The organism is Oscillibacter sp. UBA6647, from assembly GCA_002455655.1.
Classification (GTDB): Bacteria; Bacillota; Clostridia; order Oscillospirales; family Oscillospiraceae; genus Oscillibacter.
Genome location: DKLF01000158.1, coordinates 1 through 5,896 on the forward strand (window position 1 = coordinate 1; position 5,896 = coordinate 5,896).

6 protein-coding genes are annotated in these 5,896 nt (G+C 55.3%); 1 reads left to right on the top strand and 5 read right to left on the bottom strand.

Going from position 1 to position 5,896, the window contains the following annotated elements; translation table 11 throughout:
* Window positions 1–14: 14 nt before the first annotated feature.
* Entirely contained in the window at window positions 15–581 is a 567-nt protein-coding gene (locus B2W96_RS11405) for a phosphoribosyltransferase family protein (RefSeq protein ID WP_293010509.1), read from the bottom strand.
* Window positions 582–899: 318 nt separating this feature from the next.
* Between B2W96_RS11405 and gdhA the strand changes: the two genes are divergently transcribed.
* Complete coding sequence (gdhA, locus tag B2W96_RS11410; protein WP_293010511.1) at window positions 900–2,252, top strand: NADP-specific glutamate dehydrogenase; 1,353 nt, start codon at window positions 900–902, stop codon at window positions 2,250–2,252.
* A 62-nt stretch (window positions 2,253–2,314) separates the two neighbouring features.
* Here gdhA and B2W96_RS11415 read toward each other — a convergent pair whose 3' ends face one another.
* The 4 genes from B2W96_RS11415 to B2W96_RS11430 form a co-directional block, all read right to left on the bottom strand.
* Window positions 2,315–3,328: a Na/Pi cotransporter family protein gene (locus B2W96_RS11415; protein ID WP_293010513.1), complete on the bottom strand. Its 1,014-nt coding sequence runs from the start codon at window positions 3,326–3,328 to the stop codon at window positions 2,315–2,317.
* Between the two features lie 103 nt (window positions 3,329–3,431).
* The gene (locus B2W96_RS11420) at window positions 3,432–3,989 is read right to left on the bottom strand and encodes a manganese efflux pump MntP family protein (protein WP_349680151.1); all 558 of its coding nucleotides are present in this window, start codon (window positions 3,987–3,989) and stop codon (window positions 3,432–3,434) included.
* Window positions 3,990–4,032: 43 nt separating this feature from the next.
* On the bottom strand, window positions 4,033–4,713 hold the full coding sequence (sfsA, locus tag B2W96_RS11425) for a DNA/RNA nuclease SfsA (protein ID WP_293010517.1): 681 nt from the start codon (window positions 4,711–4,713) through the stop codon (window positions 4,033–4,035).
* 128 nt (window positions 4,714–4,841) lie between these two features.
* Window positions 4,842–5,465 carry a VanW family protein gene (locus B2W96_RS11430; protein ID WP_349680150.1) on the bottom strand — a complete coding sequence of 208 codons (624 nt, stop codon included), beginning with the start codon at window positions 5,463–5,465 and terminating at the stop codon, window positions 4,842–4,844.
* Window positions 5,466–5,896: the final 431 nt, after the last annotated feature.

Here is a 5,896-nt window from a genome sequence, read left to right on the forward strand (position 1 = left end):
CGCTTTTCATCTTTTCAGCATTTTACCGTTCCGTCGGGGTTGAACAGAGGCAGGGGCGCCAGATACCGGATGTCGCTCCGTGCCTGTGCGTCTCCCTCGGCAAACACCGCGATGCGGCCCGCCGTGGTTCCCCCCGCCAACTCCACCAGCGCTTCCATGGCGTGCATAGAGCCGCCTGTGGAAATCACGTCGTCCATCAGCAGCACCCGCTTTCCACGGATGAGGTCCGCGTCGTCCCGGCCCAGATACAGCCGTTGGGACCCTGCGGTGGTGATAGACCGGTCCTCCACATAAATGGGATCGGGCATATAGGCCTTAGGGCCCTTCCGGGCAATAAAATAGCGCTTCGCGCCGGACTGGCGGGCCATCTCGTGAATCAGAGGAATGCTTTTGGCCTCCGCCGTAAGCATATAGTCATAGTCGGCCTGAGGCACCAGCTTCAAAAGCTCCCGGGCGCAGGCGACGGTAATCTCCGCATCACCAAAGCAGATGAACGCGCCGATGTATAAATCGTCCGTCACCTTGCAGATGGGCAGCTCTCGCTCCAGCCCCGCGATATTTGTTTTATATGTTTTCCGCATAGTAAAACTCCTCCAACAACACAGTCGAATTTCCGATTTTCCCCGGGTCCCAAACATATTTATTATATAGGCCTATCTAAAAAAGTCAATGTAAAGTCCCAATTTTCCGCAAAAAGACGTCCATCTTGCATTTCCTTGTTAAACTGCACAAAAACCTGCATGAATTTTTTCCGTCATATGGAAAGAAAATGACCCATATGAGGAAAAGGATGCTTGCTTCCATACATGGAAAGTGCTAGAATAATTAAAGCGCAAACATGATAATTTCAGTTGTTTTATGCAAAAATCGCCGTTAAAAAATGAAGGAGGAAGTTTTTGATGAATGCATATCTTGCCAGCGTACTGGAAAATGTAAAGGCCAAGCACGGCAACGAGCCCGAGTTCGTCCAGACCGTGGAGGAGGTTTTCTCTTCTCTGGAACCCGTCATTGAGAAGCACCCCGAATACGAGAAGGTTGACCTGCTTACCCGTATGGTCGAGCCGGAGCGTATGTTCACCTTCCGTGTGACTTGGGAAGACGACCAGGGCAATTGGCACACCAACCGCGGCTGGCGCTGCCAGTTCAACGGCGCCATTGGCCCCTACAAGGGCGGCCTGCGCTTCCAGAAGAATGTGTACGAGGGCATCATCAAGTTTCTGGGCTTTGAGCAGACCTTTAAGAACAGCCTGACTGGCCTGCCCATCGGCGGCGCCAAGGGCGGTTCCGACTTCGATCCTGCCGGCAAGTCCGACGCCGAAGTCCTGCGTTTCTGCCAGAGCTTCATGACCGCGCTGTATCGCTACATCGGGCCCGACGTTGACATTCCCGCCGGCGACATGGGCGTGGGCGCCCGCGAAATCGGCTATCTGTACGGCCAGTACCGCCGCCTGAAGGGCGTGTGGGAGAACGGCGTCATCACCGGCAAGGGCCTGACCTACGGCGGCAGCCTCATCCGTCCCGAGGCCACGGGCTTTGGCGCTGTGTACTATCTGTGCGAGGTTCTCAAGCACGAGAACGACTCCATCGAGGGCAAGCGCATCGCTGTCTCCGGCTACGGCAACGTGGCCTGGGGTATCATGAAGAAGGCTGCCGAGCTTGGCGCCAAGGTTACTTACATGGCTGGCCCCGACGGCTACGTCCATGATGCCGACGGCATCAACACCGACGAGAAGCTGAACTTCATCCTTGACATGCGCGCCAAGGACCCCATGCACTGCAAGCCCTACGCCGAGAAGTTCGGCTGCGAGTTTGTGGAAGGCACCAAGCACTGGGGCCACAAGGACGTGGATATTCTCATGCCCGCCGCTATGCAGAACGATGTCAATCTGGAGTGGGCTAAGAAGATTGCCGAGTCCGGCGTGAAGTATTACATCGAAGTCGCCAACATGCCTACCACCAACGACGCTCTGGAGTTCCTGCGCGGCCAGAAGCACATGGTCGTCGCTCCCTCCAAGGCTGTTAACGCCGGCGGCGTGGGCGTCTCTGCGTTGGAGATGTCTCAGAACTCCGAGCGTCTGGTCTGGACTGCGGAAGAGGTTGACGCACAGCTCAAGAAGATGATGGTCACCATTCACAGCATGTCCGCCGAGGCGGCTGAGGAGTATGGTCTGGGCTACGACCTGGTGGCCGGCGCCAACATCGCTGGCTTCAAGAAGGTTGCCGAGGCCATGATGCAGCAGGGCCAGTTCTAAAAAGTTTTTCTTCATCTCATAAGCGCGGCTCGCGGAACCAAATTGGTTCCGCGAGCCGTTTTTTATTTTTTTGCGGGTTGCTCTTTTCCAAAATTCGTCCCTGCCGCACGCTTTCCAATTGATCCCCGGAGGCTGCCGAACAGTTTCCGTCTCCTCTTCGTCGGAAACGTGAAAAATCCGGTCAGCCCATCAAACGCTGGAAGCAAAAACACAGCGGAGAGCAGATTAAACACCGTGTGCACCACTGCAATCCCCACGGAATTGATGAGGCGATCATGCAGCGGCGCACCAAACAACAGCCATAGCGGCAGCAGGACTACCGTTCCAAGAATATTGAATTTCAAATGCGCAAATGCAGCCCGCTTCGCGTTTGCGCCGCAGCCCACAGCGGCCAGCAAGACCGTGACGCAGGTGCCGATATTCCCTCCCAGCACCAAAGGCACTCCCATTCCCCAAGTCACCGAACCTGTGGTTGAAAACGCCTGCAACAGTCCGATGGAAGCGCTGGAGCTTTGGATTATGCCGGTGAAGATCGCCCCCGCCAGAAGCGTTGTCAGAGGATTGACAGCCAGCTCCGTCAGTTGGCGGAAAGCCGCTGTCCCCGCGATCGGCGCGGCGGCGGCAGCCATTCGCTCCATTCCAACCAGCAGCAAAAACAGGGCCAGCAGCAGCCCACCCCATACCCTCCGTCTGGGAACCAAGAGATAAATCAAAAGCCCTATACACGCAAAAATTACCGTTAGCTCCGGCGCAGCAGACGTCTCCGTTCGGAAGCATAGCAGCCAAGCGGTGGCAGTGGTCCCCAAATTACTTCCTATCATTACGGGAATAATCTGCTCAAGGGATAAAATTCCCGCATCCGCCAGAGATACGGTCATCACCGTCACAGCGGAGGAGGACTGTACCACTGCCGTGACCAAAAATCCCAGCAGAAACCCCCGCCACCGGCCGTCCGTGGCGCGACGCAGCAGCCGCTCTGCCCGTCCGCCCTCAAGCTCCCGCAGATATTCCCCCAACAGCGTAATTCCAAACAGAAACAGCACTACACCGCCAAGCATTGTCCAAAGGCTCTGCATAGCTTCCCCCCTCTTCTCCTGAAAGCAGGATATGAGCGTAAGCAAAAAAAAGACCGGGCAGAGGCGACCGAAAGCCACCCCTGCCCGGTATGTACTGAATCTGTCAGGAAAAAAAACTAAGGTGCTCAAACAAAATTCTTGCACCCATCAAAATCAAGAGAATCCCCCCGCTCAGCTCCGCGCGGCGCTTGTACCGCGCCCCGAAATAATTTCCAACCGCCACGCCCGTCAGGGACAGGAGAAAAGTCACGGCCCCGATGATGGAAATAGCCGGTACGATGCGCACATTTAAAAACGCGAAGGTCACGCCGACCGCCAGCGCGTCAATGCTGGTGGCAAAGGCCAGCACCGTCAGTTGCTTCAGGACCACCCTCTCAGCCACAGCGCAGGCCGTCTCCGCTTCCTCTTTTCCGCAGCCCTCGCGTATCATGTTTCCACCGATGATGACAAGCAAGGCAAAGGCTACCCAGTGGTCCACACTCTGGATATACATGGCAAACCGGGACCCCAGCAGCCAGCCCAGAAAAGGCATTATCGCCTGAAATCCTCCAAAAAACAAAGCCACCACAAAGGCGTGGCCCCAACGAAGCTTCCGCATGCAGAGCCCCTGACAAATTGCCACGGCAAATGCGTCCATAGACAGGCCAATGCCCACCAGCATCAGTTCAAAAAGTCCCAAAAAATCCCGCTCCCATCCTTGTAACTCACAAAAGCACAGGAATTTCTCCCCGAATCGCAATGCTGTCGGGCGCTACCGTGCAGTCAAATGCCCGCACAAAAACGCCCGCTGCCGCCGCTTCCCGCAGTGCGGTGCCAAAGGCCGGGTGCGTCGCGTCGTTAGGCGACACATCCAGCATATCCTCCATTTGCACCACAAAGAACAGCGTGGCCGCAAGCCCCTGCTCCACCGCGCGGCGCAGCTCGTGGATGTGCTTAACACCCCGCTCCGTAGGTGCATCCGGAAACCGGGCGTGGCCATTTTCCTCCAGTGTCACGCCCTTGACCTCCACCAGATGTGGCCCTTGGCCCGTCTCCAGACAAAAGTCGATGCGGGACGCGCCGTAAGTATATTCCGGCTTTATGCTCTTCACGTCCGGCAGAAAACCGCCTTCCGCCGCCCACTCGCCAAACACGCGATTTGGCGCCTGTGCATCCATATTAACCAGCAGACCGCCCTTTTCCACCGCGATCAAATCATAGGCGGTCTTTCTCGCGGGATTCTTCGCCCGCTCCAGATAGACCCTTGCACCTGGGAGAAGTAGCTCCCGGCATCGGCCCGTATTTTTCACATGGCACACAACCCGGTCTTCCGCCGTATCCACCAGCGCGATAAAGCGATTGGGCCGCTCCGCGAAGCGACCGGGAAGCACCGTTCCATATCTCATCGGCTTCCCTCCTCCCGTGCTATGCAAAGCAATGTGCAGTTATCAGTTTAACACAACTCCCCCGGCGACGCAACCAAAAAAGGCCCGCAGGTTGAAAATCAGCCAACTGTATTCTTCTACTCGGTTCCTCAGTTATTGCCTTGCGACAGAAGCGGATTGTACATCATAATTGCATTATTCTCCAGCAAAAACAATTCGTCTAAAAATATGCCTTCAATTGTCCACCGCTGTCGATACAACTCGTTGTGGCGGACGTATCCGCCCCACGGGCCGCGATCCATCCGGTGATTGCGCTCTACAATCTTATAGCAGTGCTCCGGAGGCCGCTCTGCCAGCCATTCTCCTTCCAGATTTTGCGCCCCCACCCAGACACGGAGCTGAAAGGTCTGATCCGTGTCGTTGCGAATCATCAAATCCCGATGAGGATAGGCGCAGGTAGCGCCACTTCCAAAGGGCTGAGTGCGGTTGGAATCCGGAAAAACGTCGTGGGAATGGCGATAGCGTTCGATCACTGTCAGCGGCGTGTGGAGCGTCATCCAGAAAATGAGATTCGTCATCTGGCAGAGTCCACCGCCAACATCATAGCCAATATGCCCCAAAAACAGCACCAATCCATCAAGATAGCCCTTGTGGCGGGTTGGTTTTCCAACAAGACGCCAAAAGCTGAAGGTTTCACCGGGCCGCAGCAGGATTCCGTCCAATCGGGCCGCCGCCAGCTTTAAATTGGTGATTTTATTGTGCTGATAGCGCATTTCTGCGCCCTGAAGGTCCCGCAGTAGGGGCGTGGCGTGGGAGAAATGAATGCACGGCAGACAAGTTTGCTGCCGTTCCTTTGCAAAACGGAACCTTCCGGAATGCCAGAGCAAAAAACGTCGCCATGCATACCAGCGCTTTCCAGCCCACAGTCGCAGCCAACTGCGGCGAATGGGCGGACGCAGACTTCGGCTCTCCGCTTCATTCATATTCAGCCTTACCTCCAATTCCCGAAATTCTTACCCAATCCTGATTCCCGAAATTCTTACTCAATCCTGATTCAGTTTTATAATTTCTTTCTAGAAAGGTTGGAAGCAACCAGATAAAGTATAAAATGGGCAGTTTGCAATCAAACAAAGGTCATAGGTACATCTTACAAAATCAATTTTCATTTACACAGATAGGAAAGCAAGAGCAAAAGGGCGCCTAA